Origin of the sequence: uncultured Bifidobacterium sp., from assembly GCF_945269915.1 — a bacterium.
Lineage (GTDB): Bacteria > Actinomycetota > Actinomycetes > Actinomycetales > Bifidobacteriaceae > Bombiscardovia > Bombiscardovia indica.
Genome location: NZ_CALYOY010000008.1, coordinates 25,024 through 49,566 on the forward strand (window position 1 = coordinate 25,024; position 24,543 = coordinate 49,566).

Consider the following 24,543-nt stretch of genomic DNA (forward strand, 5'->3'; position numbering starts at 1 on the left):
GCCCCCTTCACGCCACGATGCCGCGGGCTATCAGTTCCCTGGCGACCTCCCGGTACTCCTTGGAGGTCTTGTGTTCAGGGGAGAACATGGTGATGGGTTCGCCGGCCACCGTGGCATCGGGCAGCTTGATGGACCGGGAGATGATGGAATGGAGGACCTTCCCCTCGAAGGCCTCGTATATGCGCTGGAGGACCTCTTCCGAATGGAGGGTGCGGGTGTACATGGTGACCAGGACCCCGTATACCTTCAGGTCCGGGTTGATCCTGCTCTGGACCTTCTCGATGGACTGCATGAGCAGGGCCACACCACGCAGGGCGAAGAACTCGGCCGCCACCGGGATGACCACACCGTCCGCCGCCGTCAGGGCATTGACGGTCAGGAGGCCCAGGGAGGGCTGACAATCGATGATGATGGCATCGTACTCCCTGCGCAGGGGCCGGATGGTCGAAGCCAGGGCCTGCTCACGCCCCACCTCGCTGACCAGCTGGATCTCCGCCGCGGAAAGGTCGATGTTGGCGGGGATGATGTCCAGCCCGGGGAAGCGGGTGTGGTGGACCACATCATGCACATCCAGGGAGGAATCGAACATTGCCGTGTAGATGGTGTTGTCCACACTGTTGGCGTTGATGCCCAGCCCGACCGTGGCGGCCCCCTGGGGGTCGAAATCCACGATCAGGACCCTGCGCCCGTACAGGCTCAGCGCCCCGGCTATGTTGATGGATGAGGTGGTCTTGCCCACGCCGCCCTTCTGGTTGCACAGGGCTATGACACGGGCCGGTCCGTGTTGTTTCAAAGGCTCAGGGGCTGCGAAGGTCTCATATTCGCGCCCTAACAAATCCGTAGGCATGTCTCTAGACTACCAACATCCCGGAAACATCCCCATAGGACGGGCTTGTCGATGGGCCCGACGCGGATGTCGATGTGTCCGAACGCCCGTCGGAAAATGGATGGTCCGGCCCCTGGCACCCTCATCCGGCTCAGAGTCCACAAGAACAGATGATTGGCGCGAAACCGTGGCATTCTGGACGTAACCCCGCCCAGGGCCACGCAATCGCGGAATGGGCATCTCCATATTCGCGGGATGGGCACCGGAAAAGACACCAGTGGCAATGTTCCGGTCAAAGAATCCGAAGCGCCCGGGGACGGGCGCAGTCAATCGGCATTACCCACCGGCTACCGGAGGAGGTCAAAGCGCTCGGGGATGGGCCGTCTGGTAGGCCTCGATCAGGCCCTGGGGGCTGACATGGGTATAGATCTGCGTGGTGGTCACCGAGGAATGGCCCAGAAGCTCCTGGACGGATCTGACATCGGCCCCCCCCTCGATCAGATGTGTCGCGAAGGAATGACGGAGCGTGTGGGGGTGAAGGGGACGTTGGATTCCCGCCCGCTCACCGGCATCGCGGACAATCTGCCAGACGGACTGCCTGGTCAGACGCTTTCCGCGCTTGTTGAGGAAGACCGCACTCGGCTCACGTCCCTTGGAGGCACGGCCCTGCAGGTCGGGACGTCCGAGGTTCAGGTAGGATTCCAGGGCCCGGCAGGCGTAGGAGCCTACCGGAACCAGACGCTGTTTGTCCCCCTTGCCGGTCAGGCGGACCACATGCTCATCCAGATCCAGGTCGTCCAGGTCGGTCCCCACGGCCTCCGACACCCGGCACCCGGTGGCGTACATGAATTCAAGCAGGGCCTTGTCCCTGAGGACGACCGGATCCTTGGACCCTCCCATGGCGGCCGCGTCCAGGAGGCCGGCGACCTGGTCAACGGTGAGCACATCGGGCAGGGAGGAAACCCCCTTGGGCGCCCTGACCCCCCGAGACACGTCCTCTTGGATGGCCCCCTGTTGGAGGGCGAAGCGGTGCCACTCGTGGACCGCCGCCAGGCGACGGGACCGGCTGGCCGAGCTCTCGGAAGACAACCAGGCCAGGAAGGCCTCCACATCGTCCTTCCCCACCTGGTCCAGGCTCCTGATGCCCCGGTCGGCCAGCCAGCCCGCATACATGGTCAGGTCAGACCGGTATGCCTTGACAGTGGCCGGGGCCAGGCCGCGTTCCACACCCGTATAGGCCAGGAACTGATCCAGAAGGTCAGCCATCCCCACCGGAAGGTCGACAGGGACCGATGCCCTCCTGTTCCGCCCGCGCTCGCTGGTCATAGGCGGTATTCTAGCCTGCCTCTTCCTCCAGGCCGAAGCAGAGGGAGACCATGGCCCCGCCCAGGTCGTCGGACCTGCCCAGGGTGATGCCGCCCGACTGCACCTGGGCATCACGTTTGGCCACGCTCAGACCGAGCCCGAAGTGACGGCCGGACCTGCTGGGGTCGCCCATGTAGGACTGCTCGGTGGCCAGCTCCAGGTCCTGGCGGGTGAAGCCGGGCCCGCTGTCCTCCACGGCGAGGACCAACCGTCTTGGATGGTCCCCGATCGCCGCCCCAAGACGGATGCTGCCCCGGCGGGGTGTGTGCTCCACAGCGTTGACCAGCACGTTGCCGAGGGCCTGGACGGTAAGGGCCGGATCCAGGTCCACATCAAGGTCCGTCGGGCTTTTCACCTCCAAGCTGATGGCCTTGGCCTTCACCTGGGCCCGGACAAGATCGGTGACCTTATCCACTATTTCACCCAGCTTGCAGGGCCTCTTGTCCGGCCCCCTCCCAGTTTCATCCAGGGAGGACTGAATCAGGGAGGCGGTCAGGTCCTCCATCCTCCCCTCATCCTTGACCAATCGGGAAAGGTAGTCTGACTGGTCGGCATCCAGGTCCGTCTCCCCGAGGAGATCGGCCCAGCAGGCGATTCCGGTCAGCGGGGTCTTCAAGTCATGGGCCAGGGCCGCCGTCCGCCGTCTCCCCTCCTCCTGAAGCCTCCACTGGCTTTCCAGGGAGGAACGCAGATTGGCCCTCATGACCTCCATCGACCCCAGGACCTGATCGAACTCACGGACAGTGGAGGAACCGACGGAAAAATCCAGATTCCCGGAGCTTATCTGCTCCACGGCCCGGTCCATGGGTTCCACGCCCCGACGCAGGTACCGGCCCAGCAGAATGATGGCGACCAGAGCCACCAGGATGCCGTTCAAGGCCATCCACAGCTTCAGAACGGTCTCCGGGGAGGGAAGTCTCCTGTTCAGATCATCCCTGGCGTAGCGGGCACCGATCTGGTAGGCGATCACCAGGTAGCCCCCGTCACGGGGGACCACGACGAAGGTACCCATCGGGTTCAGGCCGTTGCTTGAGATCCGGTCCAGGATCCGGCTGCGACTGCCGGCATCCATATCGGACGAGCGTACATGGAGATCCTTGTCCAGCTCCATGTATGTGCTGCAGGAGGGGAGGTCGCCGGGCCGGAAGGCGCCGCCGTCCATCAGGGTCCGGGTGTACTCGCCGACCGATTCCTCACAGGCGTCCGCAGGAAGGATCACCCCGGTGCCGACCGCATCGATACACAGAAGGGGCAGGGCCAGACCAAGGGCCTCCGCGGCGATGAAAAGGACCAGGAACCAGCCCAGAATCGTATTCAACCCTCTCCCGCCCTGCCGTCGGGTCGAGGAAGTCCCGCTCACTGCCACAGGTACCCCACCCCCCACCTGGTCTGGATGGGTGCCTCCCCCACCGCCTGGAACTTGGCCCTGATGTTGGCGATGTGGGTGGCCACCGCGGACGGGTCTCCACGTGCGTCCAGGCCGAAGACCGCCTGGTGTATCTGTTCCTTGGAGTAGACGTGACCCCGGTTGAGGGCCAGGAACTCACAGATGGCATACTCGGTCGGCGTCAGGTCCATGACCCGCTCCCCGCAGGAGAGCTCCTTGGCCGACAGGTCGAAGCGGATCTCCCCCAGTGTCAGCAGCTCCGAGCGCCCGCGGTGCTCCCTGCGCAGGTGGGCATCGACCCGTGCGCGGAGCTCAGCCAGGTGAAAGGGCTTGGTCAGGTAGTCGTCAGCCCCCAGCCCCAGACCTCGGACCAGATCGGCCTGGTCTGTCCGGGCCGTCAGAAAGACGATGGGAACGCTGGTGGCCCTCCTGAGCCGCGTGACCAGCTCGAACCCATCCATTCCCGGCATCATGATATCCAGCAGGATCAGGTCGAAATAGTCCAGATGGGGCATGTCGACCTTCCGGGGATCCTGGATCGTGGTGACCTGATGGCCCTCCTTGCCCAGCCCGATGCGGATGGCGTCCAGGATGGACTCTTCGTCATCCACCGCAAGGATCCTGGCCATGGATGGTCCCCTTTCCCGGCTCGCAACACCTTCGGGTCCGGTCTGACCCGCTGTCCGTAAGCTGCCTGTACACCCCCATCATCCCATCACCTCCGACCTCGGCCGGGTTGGAAGGCGGCCACCCAGACCATGGCCAGCACCCAGGAAAGTAGCGCAAGTACGATACTCATCACCCATCCCAGCCCCTGTACTGTACGGTAGCCATCCATAGCTCCCTGGGCCAGACGGCCGGCATCCGCCAGGGCCGGGACACCTGCTGACAGGTGGGAGGGCAGGGCCGGCGGGAGGAACCACCAGATCCGATCGCCCAGACCGGTCTGGAGGAGATAGCCCAGAAGACTGCCCAGGACCCCCGTCAGGATACCGAACTGACGCCCCCAGGCAAGGGCTATCACCATGGTCAGGGGAATCAGTGCGGCACCACCCAGGATGAGACCCAGGAGGACCTGCAACCAAAGCCCCATACTCAGGGGGTTCTGCCCCCAGAGGGCCATGCCCAGGGCGAAGGGGCCCACCGAGACCAAGGCCACCAGGACATAGAGCATCTCCATCTGGATCATGACCCCCGCCAAGGCCAGACGGCGTGAAGGCAGGGACAGGAGGGCGGCGTAGCCACCGGCCTGGAGCTCCCGCTCGGCCACGAACCCGCAGACCAGCCCCACCACCAGGGGAATGACGCCACCCACCAGTTCCAGATAGACCGTCACCTCCGACCAGGGATCGTAGGTGACGAATGAGTAATACCCCAGGAAGATCAGGACCCCACCCAGGGCGAACCCAATCAGGACGACGGAAAGGCGGGAATGCCGCTGCCGTATGACCTCCGCCCTGATCGACCCGATCAGGGTCATGAGGGGACCCGATGAGGACGTCTGCCCTGGTTGCGGACCCCTCTTCCCTCTGGACCTGCGATCTGCGGTCTCTCCGGACCTACCGGGATGCCGCCAAGGGCTTGTGGATGGACTGCGAACACGGTCACCGCGCATCAGACCGCCTCACTGCGGGAAAACCAGCGGGAACCCGCCAGGGTCAGGACAAGGAAGCAGACCAGGGCGATCAGGAGGGAGCAGAGCGGGCGCAGACCGAAGACAGCCAGGTCACTCCCCGCCTCCACGGGCAGCCCATTGGGCAGGACTCCCAGGACCGGCGCCGTCGTGTTCATGGAGGCCGTGGGGGGCAGGAGCCACCAGATCGGGGTATCCCAGGTCGACACGCCGATGCCCACCTCCAGGAGGAAGGGCAGGGCCATGCCAAAGGTCGGGCCGACCGCGGCCGTACCCCACAGCCCCAGGGGGATCAGCCAAGCGGTCGTGGCGACATTGAGCAGGCAGGCGGCCATACCGGCTGGAAAAGGGGTGGCAACGAACCCCATCAGACCCGGCAGGAGGCAACCCTCCAGGCATATGACCAGGTTGGCCACCAGGCTCCAGGCCAGCACGATCACCGTCTTGGCCAGGAAGGAGACTCCAGGGTCCAGGGGAAGCAGGAGTACAGGACGGAGGTGTTGCCGGGAATCCCGACGCATGACCGATTCGGCGACCAGGGCCAGGAGGGCCGGTTGCAGGATCGCCCACCAGTTCCAGAGTTCGTAGGCCATCAGCGGCGATTGCGCTACCCGGTACGAGTCCGGCATAAGGAAGAAGAAGAGGGCGGCCATGAGGGCGACCAGTACCGGCAGGCCCAGGCACAGCCAGGGAAGGGAGGATTGCCGTCCCTTGAGTGCCTCCGCTCGGCAGGCGGCCTTGAACCCCCTCATCGTCCACCCGCCTGGTCGGAGGCGTCCCGGCAGACCTGCATGAAGAGCCCCTCCAGATCCGTTGAGGAATCCAGCTGGTCCTGATAGGCCAGCCGACCCTGGGCGATGATGCCGATATGGTCGGCCACCTGGGCGATCTCACTCAGGATATGGCTGGACACGATGATGGTGACGCCCTGGTCGGCCAGGGAGCGCATCAGGGCACGGAGGTCCTCGATTCCCATGGGGTCCAGACCATTGGTGGGCTCGTCCAGGATGAGGAGGTCGGGGTCCGCCAGGAGGGCCAGGGCGATGCCCAGGCGCTGCTTCATCCCCATGGAGAAGCTTCCCGACCGTTTGCGCCCGGTATCCTCCAGGCCCACGGTGTGCAGGGCACTGTCCATGCAGGACGGGTCCAGGCCCAGGAGGGTGGCCCTCACCTGCAGGTTCTCCCGTGCGGTCAGGTTGGGATAGAGCGGCGGACTCTCGATCAGGGCACCGATCCGGTAGAGGTCCTCCCTGGTCCAGGGATGCCCTTGGAAGAGGATGCTCCCCCGGCTGGGGCGCAGCATGCCGGTCAGCATCTTCAGGGTGGTCGATTTACCGGCCCCGTTCGGCCCAAGGAGACCGTATATCTGACCACGGCCCACCTGCATGTTCACCCGGTTGACTGCCTCCCTGCGGTCCCCGCCACGCCCGAACCACCTGGTCAGTCCTCTGGTTTCGACGATAAGAGTCATGGGTCCTTCCTTTCCCCTCGTTGACTGGTCAAGGATGGATCCGAGTTTTCAAGAAATCATCAAGATGGTCCCACTCGTGTCGTCCTGACTCAGGAGACCTCCCTGATCAGGCCCTGGATCCCCTCTTTTCGGAGGATCTCCCGATAGGGGCCCGCCTCCTCGGTGATGATTCCGTCGATGGCGTGCACGCCCAGCAGCTCCACCGGTGCCTTGTCGTCGGTCAGCACCCGGCCACCCGAATCCCGGACCGGGTTCAGCCGGAAACCGACCAGGTCCATCTGGTCGGCCAGGTCCTGGTCCCGGCTGACCCTGCCGGCGGCCTCGGTCAGGAGGCCGGACCCGATGAAGTCTTTCATGGACCGGTCCCTGGCCTTCCTGCCGGAACCCGCCTGCCCCCCGGATCGGGCCCCGGGACGCTTGGCGAAGAGCTCCCGGTTGGTGGTCCGGGGCACGTCGGCCGCCAGCATGGCATCGGTCCCGAAGACCCGGGCGATGGTGGCGGTCAGGGCGGCATCGATGGAACCCTGCCCGTCGTCGATCATGTTCATGTTGACCACCATGACCCCACCCGGGTTCAGGTGCTCCCTGACCAGGGTGAAGAACTCGGTGGAGCTCATCTGGAAGGGGATGGTGATGTCCTGGTAGGCATCGACCATGATCAGGTCGTAGTGCTGGCTGCTGGATGCCAGCCAGGCCCGTCCGTCGTAGGTGGAGACCGGAAGGTCGGCGGGCTGGTCGAAATAGCGGACGGCCAGATCACTGATGGACCGGTCGATCTCGACACCCTGGATGGCCATATGCGGGTAGTACCGTCTCAGCTGCCGGGCATAGGTGCCCGTCCCCATGCCCAGGATCAGGGCCGAACGGGCCTGGTCCGCCATGAGTGGGGCCGCCAGGGCCGTGTCATAGTACATGCCGGTCATGCCCGGATGCTTCAAGGTCACGGACTGGACCCCGAAGAGGACATTGGTCGACAGGACGGTCCGGTCCGAGAGGGTTCTGACCTGGAGGTAGTTGTAGATGGACTCCCCCTCGTAGGTCAGCCCATTCTCCCAGAAGGCGAACCCGGTCAGGGGCGACAGGGCGGCCGAGACCACATAGATGACCGTGGCCACGGCGCAGGCGATGCGGTGCACACGGGAGGAGAGGAAGTAGACCAGGGCGACCAGGAGGAGGACCCCCGAGAAGATCAGGAAGGTGACGAAGGTTCCCACGGCCGGGATGGTGACGAATGTGGGCAGGAAGGTGCCCAGGATGGACCCGATGGTGTTGCAGGCGCTCAGGCGACCGACCACCGAGGCGTTGTCATCCAGGGAGTCGGTGGCGTTCTTGACCAGGCCCGGGGTGATGGTTCCCAGCAGGAAGAGGGGCGGAACGAAGATGATCAGGCAGGAGACGAAGGCCGCCAGGACCAGGAAGTTCGTGGATACCGTGACGATCAGGAGACCTGAAACCAGGATGATCAGATACTTGCCGACCAGGGGGATCAGGGCGATCCACACGGCCGCGGCCAAGATGAGCAGGTAGAGTCTGTCCGGGTCGGGGTTCCGGTCGGCCCAACGTCCACCGGCCACGGCACCCAGGGCCAGGGCGATCATGATGGTCCCGATGATGATGGTCCATACGATCTGCGAAGAGGAGAAGTAGGGGGCCAGAAGGCGGGAGGCACCCAGTTCGGCGGCCATGACGGCCATGCCCGAGAAGAACTCGGTCACATAGAGGAATATCCGTGACCCCAGTATGGGGCGGGCCGCCGGAGGCTTCCCGATGTCCGCCTTGTCAGCCCGGGGGACCCCCGCACCGTCCTGCCCGACCAGGGTGTGGTCATCGGTCATGGAGGCCCCCTCGTTGATGTCGTCAATCAACCTACCGTCTCCCGGGTGAATCGTCAAATACGGAAGAACCCCGCACCGGGCGGGGTTCGGAAACCGGTTTGGCGCCCATACCCGAACGGTGATCGGTGGGGCCGATGCATGAGCTCAGGCGGCTACGGGCGCATTCACATCATCGGGCAGGGCCTTCTTGGCCTCTTCCACGATGGCGTTGAAGGTGTCGATATCGTTGACGACCAAGTCGGCCAGGGCGCGGCGGTCCAGCTCGATGCCAGCCAGACGCAGACCCTGGATGAAGCGGTTGTAAGTGATGCCCTGGGCTCGGCATCCGGCGTTGATGCGCTGGATCCACAGCTTGCGGAAATCACCCTTGCGTGCCTTGCGGTCACGGTAGTTGTAATTGAATGAGTGGAGCAGCTGCTCCTTGGCCTTGCGGTAGAGACGAGAGCGCTGACCGCGGTAGCCGGAAGCCCGCTCAAGGACGACCCTGCGCTTCTTGTGCGCGTTGACTGCCCGCTTGACTCGTGCCATAGATATTCCTCAGCTTTCTAAAAATCTAACTCGATGACCCACGGTCCGCTCAGCGGCCCAGCATCTTCTTCATGTTCTTGGCCTGGCTCGGAGCAAGCACCTCGTCCGTGGAGAGGGCGCGGCGCTTCTTGGCCGACTTGTGCTCAAGATTGTGGCGCATGCCGGTCCCTGCGTGCATGAGCTTGCCAGTACCGGTGACCCGGACTCGCTTGGACGCGGCGGAGTTACTTTTCATCTTCGGCATTGCTGCCCTCCTTGGATTTCATCTTCTTCGGGGAAGTACTGGTTGGCTTGGACGCCTTGGGGGTGGGGGCCGCATCGACCTGCTCTACGAGCTGCTCCGCCTTGGCCTCGGCCTGCTTCTTGACATCGGTCTCGTCGGACTTGGCAGCCATGCGTGCCGCCTGCCGTGCCTGACGCTCGGCCCGTGCCTGGCCGCCCCTGCGGCGCTGCTCGGATTGGGTGTGGACCTTCTTGCCCTTGGGCGCCAGGGTCATGATGATGTTGCGCCCCTCCTGCTTGGGCGCGAACTCGATGGATCCCAACTCGGCCACATCATCGGCCAGCCTGCGCAGGAGTTCGACTCCTCCGATGGGCCTTGACTGCTCGCGGCCACGCAGCATGATCGTGACCTTGACCTTGTCTCCGGCGGACAGGAAGCGGCGCACATGCCCCTCCTTGACTTCGAAGTCGTGGTCGTCGATCTTGAGCCGGAAACGAATCTCCTTGATTTCCGACGTGCTCTGATTGCGACGGGCCTCACGGGCCTTGATCTTCTCGTTGTATTTGAACTTGCCGTAATCAATGAGCTTGGCGACCGGAGGTTTGGCCTGGGCAGCCACCTCGACCAGGTCCAGGTTCGCCTCCTTGGCCAGATTGAGAGCGACCGAGGTTGCGATGATCCCCACCTGCTCGCCGTTCGGGCCGATCAGGCGTACCTGAGATGCTCGTATCTCGTCGTTGATCCTTGGTTCGTCGCTAATGATGACTCCTTTTCAATTCACACAACACCCACTGCAGGCGGGCAATCCCCCGAACAAGCCCATGCATCGAATTCACCGCAGGAACGCCGGCACCATTTCGCTGAACGGGAACCGTTGCCTTCCGTATGGCCTGGATGACCGAAACGGGCGGCCCCAAACCACATCGTGAACCCGAAGCCACAGGAGGCTTCCAGGTGGGATATCCACTTTCTTGATTTCTCAAGCCACGGAATACTATACCACAAGGTCGTGGACATGATCACACCAGCCCCTCGCCGAGTCCAGGACCACCCTGATGACGACCCGGAACGGGGACCCCGATCCGCAGGCGACCCCTGCGATTCCCGTTCCCGCTCAGTCGGCCAGGTCCAAGAGCCCCGGTTTGGTGCCGTCCTTGACGAAGTAGTCGTCATACCAGGTCAGGAAGGAATAGACGGTCCAGATCTTGCGCCGGGCGTCGTTCCTGCCGGCGTAGTTGTCGTCGATCATCTTCAGGAGGGCCTCCTGGTCGAAGAACTCGCCGACATAGTCCCGCTCGAAGACCGAGCGGACCAGGCGGTAGTACTTCTCCTGTCGCAACCAGTCCTTGATGGGGACCGGGAAGCCCAGCTTCTCCCTGTCGGACCACTCGCGCGGCATGTGCCGGTCGGCGGCCCTGCGGAAGGCGAACTTGGTGTTCTCGTCCGTGATCAGGTACTTGGTGGGGACCTTTTCGGCCACATCCATGAGTCGGGTGTCCAGGAGGGGCACACGCAACTCCAGGGAGTGGGCCATGGTCATCTTGTCGGCCTTGAGGAGGATGTCACCGGGCATCCACTGGTGCATATCCAGATACTGTTTCTTCTTGAGTTCGGACAGGTCCCGCCCCTCGAGGCGGCCATAGGTCCGGCCCACGATCTGCTTGACCGTGGGGGCCTTGCGGAACTCGGGTTTGAGGATCCGCCCGGCCTCATCCTCCTCGAAGACCTTGGCCTGACCGATGAAGTTCTCTTCGGCCGGGGCCAGGTTGGCATAGAGGTGCCAGGCCCCGTGGAAGTGCTTCCCCTTGGCCCATCGGCCGATGGCATAGCGCGCCTTGCGGGGAAGGTGCTCCAGCATCCGGGTGACCATTTTGATGATCTTGGACCGGGTGTGCACCCCGTAGTCCACGTAACCGGCGAAGAGCTCATCGGCGCCCTCACCACTCAGCACCACGCGCAGGTCGCGGCTGGCCAGCTCGGAGAGGAAGAAGAGGGGCACGCATGAGGGGTTGGAGTCGGGTTCGTCCAGGTACCACTGGATCTGCGGGAAGTACCGGAAGGCCTGGTCACCATCCAGGGACTCGGTCGTGTTGTTGAGCTTGAGGATGGATGCCAGCTCACCGGCCTGGTCCGACTCGTTGTAGGTGCCCCTGCCGAATCCGATCGAGTAGGTGTGCTCGGGTCGGGCCAGGGCGGCGACGTAGCTGGAATCCACACCAGAGGAGAGGAAGGAGCCCACCTCCACATCGGCCACCTGATGGGCCTTGACGGAGTCCTCGACGGTCCTGTCGATCGAGTCGACCAGATCGTTCAGGTCCTGGTTGCTCTCCCCGAAAGCCGGGTCATAGTACTGGTGGATGTCCATCTTCCCGTCCCGGTAGGTGAACCAGTGTCCCTCGGGCAGCCTGAAGACGCCCTTGAAGAAGGTCTCGGGCAGGGCCGGGTACTGGAAGGTCAGGTAGGGACGCAGGGCCTCCCTGTTGAGTTCCTTGTGGAAGTCGGGATGCTGCAGGAGGCTTTTGATCTCCGAACCGTACATGAAGGTCCCGTTCATGATGGTGTAGTAGAAGGGCTTGATGCCGAAGTGGTCGCGGGCCCCGAAGAGCTCCTTGCGGGCGCTGTCCCAGATGACGAAGGCGAACATGCCGCGCAGGCGGGTCAGCACGTCCTTGCCCCACTCCTCGTACCCGTGCAGGATGACCTCGGTGTCGGAGTCGGTGGTGAAGGTATGGCCCTTCCCGATCAGGACCCGGCGCAGCTGACGGTAGTTGTAGATCTCACCATTGAAGGTGATGGCCATGCTGGAGTCCTCGTTGAAGATGGGCTGGTCGCCGCCCTGGAGGTCGATGATGCTCAACCGGCGGAACCCCAGGGCCACCTGCCCGTCGACGAGGTGTCCCTCCTGATCGGGACCCCGATGGGCGATGATGTCGGTCATCCGCTTCAGGACGGCCGTCTTCTCCTCGGCAGGGGCATCAGAGACAAACCCGGCAATTCCGCACATTGGCAGCACTCCTTATAGATTCAGACCAGGAATCAACGATAGCAAAGGCATGTGTCTGAACTGTGCCCGCCCGGGTTCCTCCCGGACGGGCGGGAATTCAGGCCGTCTGTCCGCCCTCCCGGCCGTCGACCAGGGGCAGGTAGTCCCCGTAGCCCCGTGCCTCCATCTCCTCCCTGGGCACGAAGCGCAGGGCGGCCGAGTTCATGCAGTAGCGGCGTCCGCCGCGATCCGCCGGACCATCATCGAAGACATGCCCCAGGTGGATGCCGGTCTGGGCCGTCCTGACCTCGATCCTGGGCCTGCCCAGGAGTTTGAAGTCCTTCCGGTCGACCAGGAGGTCCGGATCGATGGGCTTGGAGAAGGCCGGCCACCCGCAACCCGAGTCGTACTTGTCGACCGAGGAGAAGAGGGGCTGCCCGCTGACCACGTCCACATAGATTCCTGGGCGGAACTCCGCATCGTACTTGTTGTCGAAGGGACGTTCGGTGGCTGCGTGCTGGGTGACCTCGTAGCTCTCCTGGTCCAGGGCCCAGACCCGCTCGATGTACCCTTGCCGCTTGGAGGCGTTGGCGATGGCCTCCATGGGGATGTGGCAGTATCCGTCCGGATGCTTGAGCAGATAATCCTGATGGGATTCCTCGGCCGGGTAGAAGTTGATCAGTTCCTCGACCTGGACCACAGGATGCCGCCCGGTCCGCTTCTCCAGCTCCTGGATGGCCCGGCGGAAGACCGGCTCCTCCCTCTCGCGCCTGTCGGGTTCCCAGTAGAGCCCGCTCCGGTACTGGCGGCCACGGTCATTGCCCTGACGGTTCAGGGAGAAAGGGTCGATCAGGTCCAGGAGGAGAAGGGTCAGGGTGCGCAGGGTGACCCTGACCGGGTCGTAGGTGATCCTGACGGCCTCGACCGCGTCGGTCTCACCAGTGCAGACCTCCTCGTAGGAGGGGTTCTCCACCTTGGACTGGGCGTACCCCACCCGGGTATCGGTGACCCCGTCAACCTCCTGGAAGAAGCGCTCCACACCCCAGAAGCAACCGCCGGCCAGGGTAAGGGTCTGATTCCCCGTAGCATGCGGTGCCTGGCCGACCGACCCCGTCCGGGTCCCGGTGACCATGGTCGGGGAATGCGGCCGACCGTGCATCGCCGTGAACGAATCCTTGATTCCTCTCATGATTCCTCCCATCGTCCCTGTGACTCTTGGCAGGTCAACAGGGAATGGACCGGCACTATTCCGCGCAGCCTCCGTTCAGGGCCTTCCTCTCACATTTCCGACACCTTGCCCGGCAGTACTCCACCTCGGACTACCATCGAGCGCATATCCGACCCTGCACCCGCACCGGAACACCGGTATGGGCGGCCGGGCGGCCCTGGGCAGGAAAGAAGGCGGAGACGATGGATCATCCCAAGACGGGTTCGGTGGCAGGCAAGGCCTTCAAGGCGGCCTTCCCCATGACCCTGCCCATCCTGGCCGGCTTCCTCTTCCTTGGCATCTCCTATGGGTTCCTGATGACCAGCAAGGGGTTCCCCATCATCTATCCCCTGGCCATGAGCGCCCTGATATTCGCAGGCTCCATGGAATTCGTGACCGTGGATCTCCTGCTCTCCACCTTCAACCCCCTGGGTGCCTTGGCCCTGACCCTGATGGTCAACGCCCGCCATCTCTTCTACGGACTGGCCATGCTGCCGAGGTTCAGGGGAACCGGCTGGAAGAAGCCCTACCTGATCTTCGGCATGTGTGACGAGACCTTCGCCCTGATCTCCTCCAACAAGGAACCGCCCGGGGTCGACAGGGGCTGGTTCATGTTCTTCATCACCCTCCTCAACCAGGCCTACTGGGTGGGCGGGGCCACGGCAGGGGCCGTCCTGGGCAATCTGGCGCGTTTCGACGCCCGGGGGCTTGAGTTCGTTCTGACCTCCATGTTCACGGTCCTCTTCGCCGACCAGTGGTTGAAGACCAGGACCCACTCCCCCGCGGTGATCGGCCTGGCATCCTCCCTGATCTGCCTCCTGGTCTTCGGAGCGGACCACTTCATCATCCCCTCCATGGTCCTGATCGTGGTGGTCTTTGCCATCGCCGACCGGACCCTCTGGAAGAGGCAGGGAAACCTCTACGGATCCGACAGGCCGGAGGTGGGCGCATGACCACGCTGCAGGGCACCCTCACCATCGGCATCGTGATCCTGGGCACCATGGCCACCAGGTTCCTCCCCTTCCTGATCTGGCCCGAGGGACATCGACCCCCGGCCTTCGTGACCCGCCTGGGCCAGGTCCTTCCGGCCGCGGTCATGGGAATGCTGGTGGTCTATTCCCTCCGCAAGACCTCCCTGACCGGTGGCGACCACGGCGTATACGAGGCCGTGGCCCTTCTGGTCACGGTGCTGATGCACTGCTGGAAACGGAACATGATGGCCTCCATCGCCTGCGGAACCCTGACCTATATGGCCCTGGTCCAGGGGTGGATTCCCCTGGCGGCCCAGGCACTTGGCCTAGGATGGTGAGCGAACCCGGCAGGGACGACCCGACGAAAGGCGGCACCCGGATGAAGGAACCAGTCCAGGGCATCCAGACCGACATATGCCAGATCTGGGGTGCGGGCCAGTATTACGGCCAGGAGTCCGCATTCCCCGACGCCGCCATGGTCATCGCGGCCGATGGAGGAGCCGACGAGGCGGCGGCCAAGGGGGTCGTTCCGGACCTGGTCGTGGGCGACTTCGACTCCATCGCCGCCGCTCACCGGCCGACCCCGACCGACCCTGACCAGGGCGACGACGTCAATGCAACCCCGTTGGATCCACCTTCATCTCCATCACGGCAATCATCGGCCGCCACCCGATACCGGCGCCTGCCTGCCGAGAAGGACGACACCGACATGCTGGCCGCGGTCAAACTCGGCTGGGAGGCCGGCTGCCGAATCTTCCAAATATACGGTGGCCTGGGCAAGAGGATGGACCACACCCTGGCCAACCTGAACCTGATTTCCATGGTGGCGGCCTCAGGGGGCCGTGCCTGCCTGTACGGCGACAGGATGATCGTCACGGCCATCGGCCGCGGGTCCCTCTCCTTCACCCCCTGGCATTGCGGAGACCGGGCCATGGTCTCGGTCCTCTCCGCCACGGACCGGTCGGAGGGCATCACCGAGCGGGGGCTCAAGTACCAGGTCGAGGGTATGACCATGACCAACCTGGAGGTGACCGGGGTCAGCAATGAGTTCCTTCCCGGCACCCCCGCCCGGATCGGCCTGGACCGGGGAATCATCTACATCACCTACCCGGACACGGCCCCCACCCCGGACTGGCGGACGGACATGGTCCCGGCCCCCTCCCTGGGTATCGTCGGCACCAACCCCTCCCGCTGGCTGGCCTGACCAAAACGGAAACCGAGCAGGGTTGAGGAAACGCCCGGGGAAGACGCTATCAGCGAAAGGTCATCATCATGTCCCATGCATCCACGACAAACCCTGAAGACGAGCCGCTTTTTGTCTGCTACCGGGGCTGCTCGACCTGCGCCAGGGCCCGGACCTGGCTCCAGTCCCGGGGCATCGATGTTCACGAACGTGACATCAAAGGTGACAACCCCACCTACCCAGAACTGGATGCCTGGCAGGGGCGTAGCGGACTGCCGGTCAAGCGGTTCTTCAACACGTCGGGGCAACTGTACCGGTCCATGCAGCTGGGCAGGAAGCTGCCGGAGATGAGTCGGGAGGAGGCTCTTCGCCTACTGGCCACCGATGGGATGCTGGTGAAGCGACCCATCCTGGTGGACGGGTCCACCGTCCTGGTCGGGTTCCGCCAGCCGGAGTGGGAGCGGTGGCAGGCGGATGTGAACGGGAATTCTCACAAATCGTGATCGTTTCTCTTAAGGAAGGTACAACATTTCCCAACATTTTTCATGTTCGTTTTTGCCCCGACATTTCCCGGGCTTCCGCTTGGTTAAAGTACAGGCGACCGATTAAAGTATGAGATGTTATCAGTAAGTGGACGTGTACAGTCCCGAGGCACTTGTTCTGTATGCGGCCGGTCTCCAAGGGAGAAATTAATGACAGTAAAGATTGGCATCAACGGCTTCGGTCGTATCGGTCGTCTGGCCTTCCGTCGCATCTTCGAGCTGCAGGCCCGTGGCGGCAACGCCTCCGAGATCGAGGTGGCGGCCATCAACGACCTGACGACCCCGTCGATTCTGGCCTACCTGCTCAAGTACGACAGCACCCAGGGCAACTTCCGTCATGACGACGGCACCCCGGTCGAGGTTTCCGCCACCGACACCGCCATCGTGGTGGACGGCAGGGAATACCCCGTCTACGCCGAGAAGGACGCCAACAACATCCCCTGGGTCAAGAACGACGGTGTGGACTACGTACTCGAGTGCACCGGCTTCTACACCTCCGCCGAAAAGTCCCAGGCCCACCTGAACGCCGGTGCCAAGAAGGTTCTCATCTCCGCCCCCGCCAAGGATGACACCACCCCCACCGTGGTCTTCGGCGTCAACGAAAAGATCCTCAAGGCTTCCGACAAGATCATCTCCGCCGGTTCCTGCACCACGGGCTCCATGGCCGCCATGGTCAAGATGCTGGACGACAACTTCGGCATCCGCATCGGCTACATGACCACCATCCACGCCTACACCGGCTCCCAGATGCTCCTGGACGGCCCCAAGGGCAGCAAGCCCCGTGGCACCCGTGCAGCCGCCATCAACACCATCGAGCACTCCACCGGTGCCGCCAAGGCCATCGGCAAGGTCGTTCCCTCGGTGGACGGCAAGCTGCAGGGCCACGCCCAGCGTGTGGCCGTCCCATCCGGCTCCGTGACCGAGCTGACCACGGTCCTCGACAAGAAGGTCACCATCGACCAGATCAACGAGGCCGCCAAGAAGGCCTTCGAGGGCACCGACTACTACGGCTACAACGATGAGGGCATCGTCTCCTCCGATGTCATCGGCGACACCCACGGCGGCATCTTCGATGCCACCCAGACCGATGTCAACACCCACGGTGATGACCAGCTGGTCCGCACCGTTGCCTTCTATGACAACGAGTACGGCTTCACCAGCAACATGATCCGCACCCTGCTCTACTTCGCCGAGCTGGGCGAGTGAGCACCGATCCGATTCACTGAATCGGTCACCGGGGTCGTCCCTGAAACTGAAACCAGGGGCGGCCCCTTTTCCATGCCTGAACGACCAGACGGTGCGGGCCGGTCGGGAAGCCGAGCTCAACGATGACGCGAGACGGCCTTCATGAGCATGTCGCAGAAGAGACCGACCACCATGCCGACCAGGAAGCCCAGGACCATGACGGCCAGGGGGTTGTTGGCCAGCCAGGCCGAGGCCAGGTATCCCAGCATCCACATGTATATACCCCAGAGGCATCCGGCCAGGGCCGACAGGGGGATGTACCTGCCCAGTGGGTAACGGGCGGCTCCTGCGGTCAGGTTGATGATGGTCCGCCCGGAGGGTACGAACCGGGAGGCCACGGTGAAGAACCCGCCTCCATACTCAAAGGCCCTGTGGGCCCATGAGATCACGGCCTTCCCGCCCGCGCCACGGAAGAAGACGATCCGCCGCAGGGGAACCAGTCTGCCCAGCCAGTAGGTGCAGACATCACCCAGGGTGAAGGCCAGGGTGCAGACCAGGACCACCCAGACCGGCAGGGGCGACCCCCAGGCCCTGAAGGAGGTGGCCGTGGCCAGGACCACCAGCTCGGTGGGGATGGGGATGATCAGGGCGTCGAGGAAGGCTGCCAGGAAGAGGGCCCGGAGCCCCCACCCGCCGGAGACGGCGGCAAGAAGCCAGGTGTTGATTGCCTGCAACATGGGCACCGCCCTTCCGCCCTTCCGGGATCGCCTGCTGGAACAGCCCCAAGGATATCCCGACCGGTACTCGGCCGCCTACGCGCCGGATGGTGCAGCCGCGGCCCCGGTCCCCGTGGAGGCAACACGCGAGCGCAGGGCCGAGGGCAGGACGAAGTGCATGGTCTCCTTGACGGTCTCCGCATAGGTGACCCTCCCGAACCCCCACCCGGCCAGGGCATCCAGGACACCCTGGACCAGGTCTTCCGGCACCGAGGCACCGGATGAGAGCCCCACCTTGGTGACCCCCTGGAACCAGGCGGGATCCAGGTCGCCGGCATCGTCCACCCGGTAGGCCCTGCCGGGCCCGGGATGGCCGGCACCCGCGTCACCAACCGGGAACCGTTCATCAAGGACGTCCTGGGCCACCTCGACCAGTCTGACCGAGTTGGAGGAGTTCGCGGACCCGACGATGACCACGCAGTCGGCATGCCTGGCCACCAACTTGACCGCATGCTGCCTGTTCTGGGTGGCGTAGCAGATGTCGGACCCAGGCGGCTCCTCGATCCAGGGAAAACGACGGTGCAGGGCGGCAACGATATCGGCCGTCTCGTCCAGGCTCAGCGTGGTCTGGGTCAGCATGACCAGCTTGGTATCAGGGATGAAATAGAGGTGCTCCACGTCCTCCTGGTGCTCGATCAGGTGAACATGGTCCGGAGCCTCACCCACAACCCCGATGGCCTCGTCATGACCGCGATGGCCGATGTAGATGATCTGGTACCCGTCACGGACGAAACGATGGACCTCCCGGTGGACCTTGCTGACCAGGGGGCAGCTGGCGTCGACCACCTCCATCCCCCGCCTCCTGGCCTCCTCCTGGACCGAGGGTGCGATGCCGTGGGCCGAAAAGACCACCGGCACCCCGGCCTGGGCGGCACGATCCGGGATCTGATCGAGCTCATCGACGAACACGGCTCCACGGTTCGACAGGTCCTCCACCACATGACGGTTGTGAACGATCTGGCGCCGCACATAGACCGGTGGCAGGTCGGCTTGAATCTCGGGGTTCCCGACCCCGTCACCCTGATTGTCCGGGGCCGCCTCCGCACCTTCCGGCTTCCAGGTGTCCAGGATGGTCTCCACGGTCTGTATGGCCCGGTCCACCCCGGCGCAGAACCCCCGCGGGTCGGCCAGGATGACCTCCCGGTCGTCTTTGAGGACCTGGGGCCCGGGCTGAGCCGCGACCTGCCCGACACCGGTTGTTCTGAACCCTGACACTGAAGACTCCTTACGGAAGCATGACCCACCCCGGCAGACGTCTCCCTGAATCTCCGCCCGGGTGCGACTGCCGATACATGCACATGGTAGGTGGAGCGGGTCCTCGCTGCCATGCAAGGGTCCACTCTTTCACCAAGAACGCCAAGAAGTGTGTCACCGGGTAGGATTGTGAGGGGACATTTCAAGAGCACTACGGGAGTGGAGATATGCATAACAGCGAGATGATAGGACAGACGATACCGCGTACGGGTCAGCAGTACTGCATCCATCATGGGGACTACTCGGCGGTGGTGACCGAGCTGGGTGCCACCCTGCGTGTCCTCAGATACCGGGACCATGACCTGATCGCCTCCTTCGACCCGGACGGTCTGGTCCCCTGCTCCAACGGCTGTGTGTTGGTCCCCTACCCCAACCGGATCGAGGATGGCGAATACACCTTCCAGGGCAGGACCTACTCCATGCCCATCGATGAACACGACAGGAAAACGGCCATACACGGCTTCGGATACCGCTACTACTGGAAGCTGGAACGCCTGGCCGAGTCCTCGGTGACCCTGGTCTGGCGGGTGCCCGACCTGGCCTCCTATCCCTTCGACATCCTGGTAAGCATCACCTATGCCCTTGATGAGCAGGGGCTGACCATGACGACCACGGCCACCAACATGGGCGACGAGGCCGCCCCCTGGGCTTTCGGCATCCACCCCTGGCTGGCCAACGGAGCCGGCGGGACGGGCGACGCCATCCAGGAGGACAACGGGAGGTGCTCCCTGTCCCTGCCATGCGCAACCCACATCGTCGCCAGCCCAGACCGGCTCCTCCCCCAGGGCAAGGAACCCGTCCGGGGGCGCACCGACCTCAGGGAGGGCCCCAGCCTGGAGGGCCAGGCCTTCGATGACGCCTGGACGGACGTGGAGAGGGCCGATGACGGCACCTGCACGGCTGTTTTCACCCGCCCCGACGGAATCAGGGTTCAGCTCTGGGGCGACGAGACCATCAAGGCCTGGCAGGTCTGCACCGGCACCGGATTCGAGGCCTCCTTCAGGCCGGCAGGGGTGGCCGTCGAGCCGATGACCGCCTACGCCAACGCTTTCCGGACCGGGGAGAACCTGGTGGTCCTCCAGCCGGCATCGGTTTACACCACCCAGGTCGGGTACCGGGCGGAAAGGGTCTGAACCGGAGGCAATCGCGGGTACAATCTGACAAAGGTCAAGTCGATGTGCGATAATCGGCGAGGCTTATAAGATCATCAGTAGCAAAGGAGTCCATCATGGGCATGCGCGGACGTAAGCGCAGGGATCGCCGCAAGAAGGCCGCCAACCACGGCAAGAGGCCGAACACCTGATCGTTGGCCCCGGTACCAATCGGTACCGGGGTTCTTTTTATGCAAATCCCCTCATTCCCGACTGGACTGGCGGATTTCCACACCTGGTTGACCAGGGGTATACAACAACCACGTCAGCGGGCAATCACGCCTGGCGTGCGGCATCGCCCTTCTCGACCGGGGCCTCATCCAGCTGGTCGAACATGTGGCGCAGACGATCGATCAGGCAGGCGGGTGCCGACTGGGGACGAAGGTACTGGCGGAGCTCCTCGATCAGGAGGCGCTCACGCTCGTCGCAACAGGTCTCGGGGTCGAAGCAGTCGCCCGATGGGGCCTCGGGGGTGTCACCATGGATGTGCAGACTGGCACTGGTGAAACTGACGGCTCTTCCATTGTCGTCAGAGACGTACTGACTCATCTCAATGCGTCCATCCATCGCGAATCCCTGCTTCCTGAACATTATCGAGGAACTCCATGCTCCCTGTTCAACGGCCTCTGGTCGCCGTCTCTGACTTCATACTAGGACGGGAGCCGCCCCTGCCGCCAGGTTCTGCTGAGGGCTTGCCGGACTTGGCCGGACCGGACCTGGACCTGCCCGACACGTACCCCCGCTCCCTGGCGTACCGTTCCAGCTCCTGGCGCAGCTGCGACCGGGCCCGGTTCAACCGACTCATGACCGTGCCGATCTTGATCCCCTCATCGTCGGCCACCTGCTGATAGCTCTTCCCGTCGATGGCGGCATCGATGAAGACCCGCCGCCGTTCAGGACTGAGCTTGTCCAGGGCCGCCATGATCTCCTGGGGGGCAAAGGTCTCCAGATACTCCTGCTCGGCTGATTTGAGCCCCTCGGACCCGTGCTCGGAGGCGGAGTATATATCCCAGTCGTTGTATTCACCGGTCGAATCGTTGGCCCGCTGTGGACGGCGCTTGGCCTTGTGATACTGGTTGAAGTAGGCGTTGCGTTCGATCGTCGTCATCCAGGCCTCGAAGTTGCTGCCTGGTTCGAACCTGTCGAAGGCCTTGAACCCCCGCTCGAAGGTATCCTGGACCAGATCCTGGGCATCATCGGGGTTGTTGGTCAATCTCATGGCCTGGCGGTAGAGCACATCCACAGCCGGCATGGCGAGCTCTTCGAACCGGCGCTTCCTGCTTTCGAGCTCTGTTTGATCTGCCACACTCCCATTGTGCCATCCGAGTCGCCGGCAGAGTGCTCCGACATGGACAGCCCTTGCAGAAACTACCCAACCGAGAACCCCCTCGGCTACCATGTTCACGGAAGGGGTGATTGTACATGATCAACACTGTTCTTACAGCCATGCGTGAAGCGCTTGACTCTGCACCTGAACAGGATATGTCGACCAGGCTTGACCGGTCCTGGTTGTTGGGGTTCGACACGGAGACCACGGGAACCAATCCCGGTCAGGACAACATCGTCTCGGCCAGCCTGGTTCTGCGTAATCCTCAAACGGGGTATGAGGGTGACGCCGTGGCCGAATGGATCATCAACCCAGGTAGGCACATCAGTAAGGGAGCCAGCAGGGTCAACGGCTTCACCGACGAATATCTGGCCGAAAACGGCAGCGAACCGGCGGAATCGATCGAGCAGATAACCAAGGTCATCATGGCGGCACAGGGCAGGCATATACCGCTACTTGCCTACAATGCGCCCTTTGACGTCCGCATGCTCAACGGCGACATCCGTCAATGGTGCGCCGGCAGGGTGGAACCGATGAGCGAACAGGATCTTCTTGTTGTGGATCCGCTCGTTCTGGACAGGGCCATTTCACACCGGTCCGGACGCCGTACACTGGCCTACACGACCGAGTACTACGGGGTCGTCCCCCACGGGGACTTCCATAACGCCACCGCCGACACGGTGGCCTCGGTGGACCTGATCGAACCCATGACCACGCTTTATCCGCAGGTGGGCAGAATCACCCTGGACAAGCTCATGGACTGGCAGCGTGAGGCCCACGCGACCTGGCAGAATCAGTTCAACGAATGGCTCACATCCAAGGGACGGCGTCCTTCATCCGACGCCTGGCTCTGAATCCTGCCCCCTCCCCGGGGAGGGGCTCTTTTGTCCATTCAGTCAAGGCGATGCCCCGCCAGGGTCTTTCAGCCCCCTGTCGATATAGACTGGGTTTCTGGCCGTACCGGTCGGCATCCCAGCCCTGCCGGACAGCTCGACCAGATTCCCATCAGGCAAAGGGAGAGACGGCATGGCTCTGACAATGACTTCGGCACTGAATCTACTGGGCAGGCACCACCTGCTCCGCGAGGTGATTCAGGGTGAGCACTGGTCGCTGAATGCACCAGACACGGATCGGGGGCCGACCGAATTCAAGACCCTGACCTACGACACACGTCAGGTTGGGCCGGGCAGTCTCCTCTTCTGCAAGGGAAACTTCAGACCCGAATACTTGGACGGATGCGACCAGGCAGGACTGGCGGCCTACGTGGCCCAGGTGGACCTGTCCGAACGGTGCCAGGCTCCGGGCATCATCGTCTCCGACGTACGCAAGGCCATGAGCCTCCTGGCCTCCGCCCACTACGGCCACCCCCAGAACGATCTGACCCTGATCGGCATCACCGGGACCAAGGGGAAGACCACCACCGCCTACTTCCTCCACAGCATGCTCAACAGGATCTCGGGCGGGCGGGCGGCCCTCCTCTCCTCGGTCGACAACTGCCTGGACGGTCGGCACTGCCAGGAGTCCGAACTGACGACCCCGGAATCGCTGGATCTCTTCAGGATGATGCGGCAGGCCGCGGATGCGGGCATGCGCTACATGGTCATGGAGGTCTCCTCCCAGGCCTACAAGGTGGACCGGGTCTATGGACTGACCTTCGACCTGGGCGCCTTCCTCAACATCTCCCCCGACCACATCAGCCCCATCGAACACCCCACCTTCGAGGATTACCTCTTCTGCAAGCGCCAGCTGACCTACAACTCCCGGAAGCTGGTCCTGGGCGCCGATTGCGCCCACGCCGACCTGATCCGTCAGGATGCCGCGGCCGCTGGTGTACAGGTGACCACCTTCGGTTTGGACGAGTCCGCGGCCGGGTCCAGCCCCCGACGGGATGCCGACTTTCTGGTCAGACTCCGGAACAGACAGGACGGTGCAGACCCCGACAGCGCATCAGCCACCTACCTGGTGGGGCCGGCCGCCGGTCCCATGGCCCGGATCAACCTGGCCATGGATGGGGATTTCAACGCACTGAACGCCGCCGCCGCCCTGGCCATGGTCCGGGTCCTGGGGCTGGAACCGGACAGGGAGGCCATGGAGGCCATGGAGGAGGTCAGGATAGCCGGGAGGATGGAACGGTTCGCCTCGGGCAATCGGGTGGTCTATGTGGACTACGCCCACAACGAGGCCTCGGTCGGTGCCCTCCTGGATTTCGTGGATGAGGAGTACGGGGACCGCCACCCCGCCGTCACCCTGGTCTCCGGATCCTCGGGCGACAAGGCCATCGACCGTCGTCAGGGCATCGTCCAAGCCGCCCAGAACCGGGTGGACCGGCTCATCATCACCGGGGACGATGAGGGCGAGGAGGGGGCCGACCACGTATGCCGGCAGATGCTGGGATACGTGACCAATCCGGATCTGGACGCCTCGATCATCCTGGACAGGACCCAGGCCATCACCACAGCCCTCAAGGAGGGGGCAGGGGACGGCAAGGGTCTTCAGGTCATCCTGGTCATCGGCAAGGGGGAGGAACGGTGGATCAAGGTGGGGCACGGCCATGCCCCCTACGAGGGGGACGACCACATCGTGGCTCGCCTTCTGGGCATCCGCAGCCATGATCTGGGTGCCACGGGCAAGACCACGGTCTGAATGCAGGAGCAGACTATATGATAGTAATCCGTACGAGTACTCCAGCCGAGGTC

At 63.7% G+C, this 24,543-nt stretch carries 25 protein-coding genes; 8 read left to right on the forward strand and 17 right to left on the reverse strand.

Going from position 1 to position 24,543, the window contains the following annotated elements; translation table 11 throughout:
- Positions 1 to 7: 7 nt before the first annotated feature.
- From Q0K62_RS02595 to msrA, 13 genes are all read right to left on the reverse strand, one after another.
- Positions 8 to 847, reverse strand: coding sequence for an AAA family ATPase (locus Q0K62_RS02595; RefSeq protein WP_297316418.1), 840 nt, complete (start codon positions 845 to 847; stop codon positions 8 to 10).
- A 339-nt stretch (positions 848 to 1,186) separates the two neighbouring features.
- Entirely contained in the window at positions 1,187 to 2,092 is a 906-nt protein-coding gene (gene xerD, locus Q0K62_RS02600; RefSeq protein ID WP_297316451.1) for a site-specific tyrosine recombinase XerD, read from the reverse strand.
- Positions 2,093 to 2,162: 70 nt separating this feature from the next.
- On the reverse strand, positions 2,163 to 3,509 hold the full coding sequence (locus Q0K62_RS02605; RefSeq protein ID WP_297316419.1) for a HAMP domain-containing sensor histidine kinase: 1,347 nt from the start codon (positions 3,507 to 3,509) through the stop codon (positions 2,163 to 2,165).
- Positions 3,510 to 3,547: 38 nt separating this feature from the next.
- Positions 3,548 to 4,207 (reverse strand): response regulator transcription factor, encoded by a 660-nt coding sequence (locus Q0K62_RS02610; protein WP_297316420.1) that lies wholly within the window; start codon positions 4,205 to 4,207, stop codon positions 3,548 to 3,550.
- An 86-nt stretch (positions 4,208 to 4,293) separates the two neighbouring features.
- Positions 4,294 to 5,058, reverse strand: coding sequence for an ABC transporter permease (locus Q0K62_RS02615; protein ID WP_297316421.1), 765 nt, complete (start codon positions 5,056 to 5,058; stop codon positions 4,294 to 4,296).
- A gap of 134 nt (positions 5,059 to 5,192) precedes the next feature.
- The gene (locus tag Q0K62_RS02620) at positions 5,193 to 5,963 is read right to left on the reverse strand and encodes an ABC transporter permease (RefSeq protein WP_297316422.1); all 771 of its coding nucleotides are present in this window, start codon (positions 5,961 to 5,963) and stop codon (positions 5,193 to 5,195) included.
- A complete protein-coding gene (locus tag Q0K62_RS02625; protein ID WP_297316423.1) occupies positions 5,960 to 6,682 on the reverse strand; it encodes a lantibiotic protection ABC transporter ATP-binding protein in 723 nt (240 codons plus the stop codon). Before Q0K62_RS02625 ends, Q0K62_RS02620 begins: the two co-directional genes overlap by 4 nt.
- Positions 6,683 to 6,771: 89 nt before the next feature.
- Entirely contained in the window at positions 6,772 to 8,547 is a 1,776-nt protein-coding gene (locus Q0K62_RS02630; protein ID WP_297316424.1) for a fused MFS/spermidine synthase, read from the reverse strand.
- Between the two features lie 114 nt (positions 8,548 to 8,661).
- The gene (rplT, locus tag Q0K62_RS02635; protein WP_297316425.1) at positions 8,662 to 9,045 is read right to left on the reverse strand and encodes a 50S ribosomal protein L20; all 384 of its coding nucleotides are present in this window, start codon (positions 9,043 to 9,045) and stop codon (positions 8,662 to 8,664) included.
- 49 nt (positions 9,046 to 9,094) lie between these two features.
- Positions 9,095 to 9,289 carry a 50S ribosomal protein L35 gene (rpmI, locus tag Q0K62_RS02640; RefSeq protein ID WP_297316426.1) on the reverse strand — a complete coding sequence of 65 codons (195 nt, stop codon included), beginning with the start codon at positions 9,287 to 9,289 and terminating at the stop codon, positions 9,095 to 9,097.
- Entirely contained in the window at positions 9,270 to 10,031 is a 762-nt protein-coding gene (gene infC, locus Q0K62_RS02645; protein ID WP_297316452.1) for a translation initiation factor IF-3, read from the reverse strand. The genes rpmI and infC overlap by 20 nt, the downstream gene beginning before the upstream one ends.
- Positions 10,032 to 10,382: 351 nt before the next feature.
- Positions 10,383 to 12,272 carry an asparagine synthase (glutamine-hydrolyzing) gene (asnB, locus tag Q0K62_RS02650; protein WP_297316427.1) on the reverse strand — a complete coding sequence of 630 codons (1,890 nt, stop codon included), beginning with the start codon at positions 12,270 to 12,272 and terminating at the stop codon, positions 10,383 to 10,385.
- Between the two features lie 97 nt (positions 12,273 to 12,369).
- Positions 12,370 to 13,383 (reverse strand): peptide-methionine (S)-S-oxide reductase MsrA, encoded by a 1,014-nt coding sequence (gene msrA / locus Q0K62_RS02655; RefSeq protein ID WP_297316453.1) that lies wholly within the window; start codon positions 13,381 to 13,383, stop codon positions 12,370 to 12,372.
- Positions 13,384 to 13,661: 278 nt separating this feature from the next.
- On the opposite strand from msrA, the gene Q0K62_RS02660 reads away from it, so the two are divergent.
- The 5 genes from Q0K62_RS02660 (at position 13,662) to gap (ending at position 17,360) form a co-directional block, all read left to right on the forward strand.
- On the forward strand, positions 13,662 to 14,411 hold the full coding sequence (locus tag Q0K62_RS02660; RefSeq protein WP_297316428.1) for an AzlC family ABC transporter permease: 750 nt from the start codon (positions 13,662 to 13,664) through the stop codon (positions 14,409 to 14,411).
- Positions 14,408 to 14,767, forward strand: a complete 360-nt coding sequence (locus Q0K62_RS02665) for an AzlD domain-containing protein (protein WP_297316429.1) — start codon at positions 14,408 to 14,410, stop codon at positions 14,765 to 14,767. Before Q0K62_RS02660 ends, Q0K62_RS02665 begins: the two co-directional genes overlap by 4 nt.
- 41 nt (positions 14,768 to 14,808) lie before the next feature.
- The gene (locus Q0K62_RS02670) at positions 14,809 to 15,633 is read left to right on the forward strand and encodes a thiamine pyrophosphokinase (RefSeq protein ID WP_297316430.1); all 825 of its coding nucleotides are present in this window, start codon (positions 14,809 to 14,811) and stop codon (positions 15,631 to 15,633) included.
- Positions 15,634 to 15,701: 68 nt separating this feature from the next.
- Positions 15,702 to 16,115, forward strand: a complete 414-nt coding sequence (locus Q0K62_RS02675; RefSeq protein ID WP_297316431.1) for an arsenate reductase family protein — start codon at positions 15,702 to 15,704, stop codon at positions 16,113 to 16,115.
- Between the two features lie 189 nt (positions 16,116 to 16,304).
- On the forward strand, positions 16,305 to 17,360 hold the full coding sequence (gene gap / locus Q0K62_RS02680) for a type I glyceraldehyde-3-phosphate dehydrogenase (protein ID WP_297316432.1): 1,056 nt from the start codon (positions 16,305 to 16,307) through the stop codon (positions 17,358 to 17,360).
- Positions 17,361 to 17,476: 116 nt separating this feature from the next.
- Here gap and Q0K62_RS02685 read toward each other — a convergent pair whose 3' ends face one another.
- Both Q0K62_RS02685 and Q0K62_RS02690 read right to left on the reverse strand, forming a co-directional pair.
- Entirely contained in the window at positions 17,477 to 18,076 is a 600-nt protein-coding gene (locus tag Q0K62_RS02685) for a VTT domain-containing protein (protein ID WP_297316433.1), read from the reverse strand.
- 75 nt (positions 18,077 to 18,151) lie between these two features.
- Complete coding sequence (locus Q0K62_RS02690) at positions 18,152 to 19,330, reverse strand: 4-hydroxy-3-methylbut-2-enyl diphosphate reductase (protein ID WP_297316434.1); 1,179 nt, start codon at positions 19,328 to 19,330, stop codon at positions 18,152 to 18,154.
- Positions 19,331 to 19,536: 206 nt separating this feature from the next.
- Between Q0K62_RS02690 and Q0K62_RS02695 the strand changes: the two genes are divergently transcribed.
- A complete protein-coding gene (locus Q0K62_RS02695) occupies positions 19,537 to 20,502 on the forward strand; it encodes an aldose 1-epimerase family protein (protein WP_297316435.1) in 966 nt (321 codons plus the stop codon).
- A gap of 294 nt (positions 20,503 to 20,796) precedes the next feature.
- Here Q0K62_RS02695 and Q0K62_RS02700 read toward each other — a convergent pair whose 3' ends face one another.
- The gene (locus Q0K62_RS02700; RefSeq protein ID WP_297316436.1) at positions 20,797 to 21,087 is read right to left on the reverse strand and encodes a hypothetical protein; all 291 of its coding nucleotides are present in this window, start codon (positions 21,085 to 21,087) and stop codon (positions 20,797 to 20,799) included.
- A 49-nt stretch (positions 21,088 to 21,136) separates the two neighbouring features.
- The gene (locus tag Q0K62_RS02705; protein WP_297316454.1) at positions 21,137 to 21,772 is read right to left on the reverse strand and encodes a sigma-70 family RNA polymerase sigma factor; all 636 of its coding nucleotides are present in this window, start codon (positions 21,770 to 21,772) and stop codon (positions 21,137 to 21,139) included.
- Positions 21,773 to 21,942: 170 nt separating this feature from the next.
- On the opposite strand from Q0K62_RS02705, the gene Q0K62_RS02710 reads away from it, so the two are divergent.
- Both Q0K62_RS02710 and Q0K62_RS02715 read left to right on the forward strand, forming a co-directional pair.
- Positions 21,943 to 22,701 (forward strand): exonuclease domain-containing protein, encoded by a 759-nt coding sequence (locus Q0K62_RS02710; protein ID WP_297316437.1) that lies wholly within the window; start codon positions 21,943 to 21,945, stop codon positions 22,699 to 22,701.
- A gap of 172 nt (positions 22,702 to 22,873) precedes the next feature.
- Positions 22,874 to 24,490: a UDP-N-acetylmuramoyl-L-alanyl-D-glutamate--2,6-diaminopimelate ligase gene (locus Q0K62_RS02715; protein ID WP_297316438.1), complete on the forward strand. Its 1,617-nt coding sequence runs from the start codon at positions 22,874 to 22,876 to the stop codon at positions 24,488 to 24,490.
- The last annotated feature ends 53 nt before the right edge of the window (positions 24,491 to 24,543 follow it).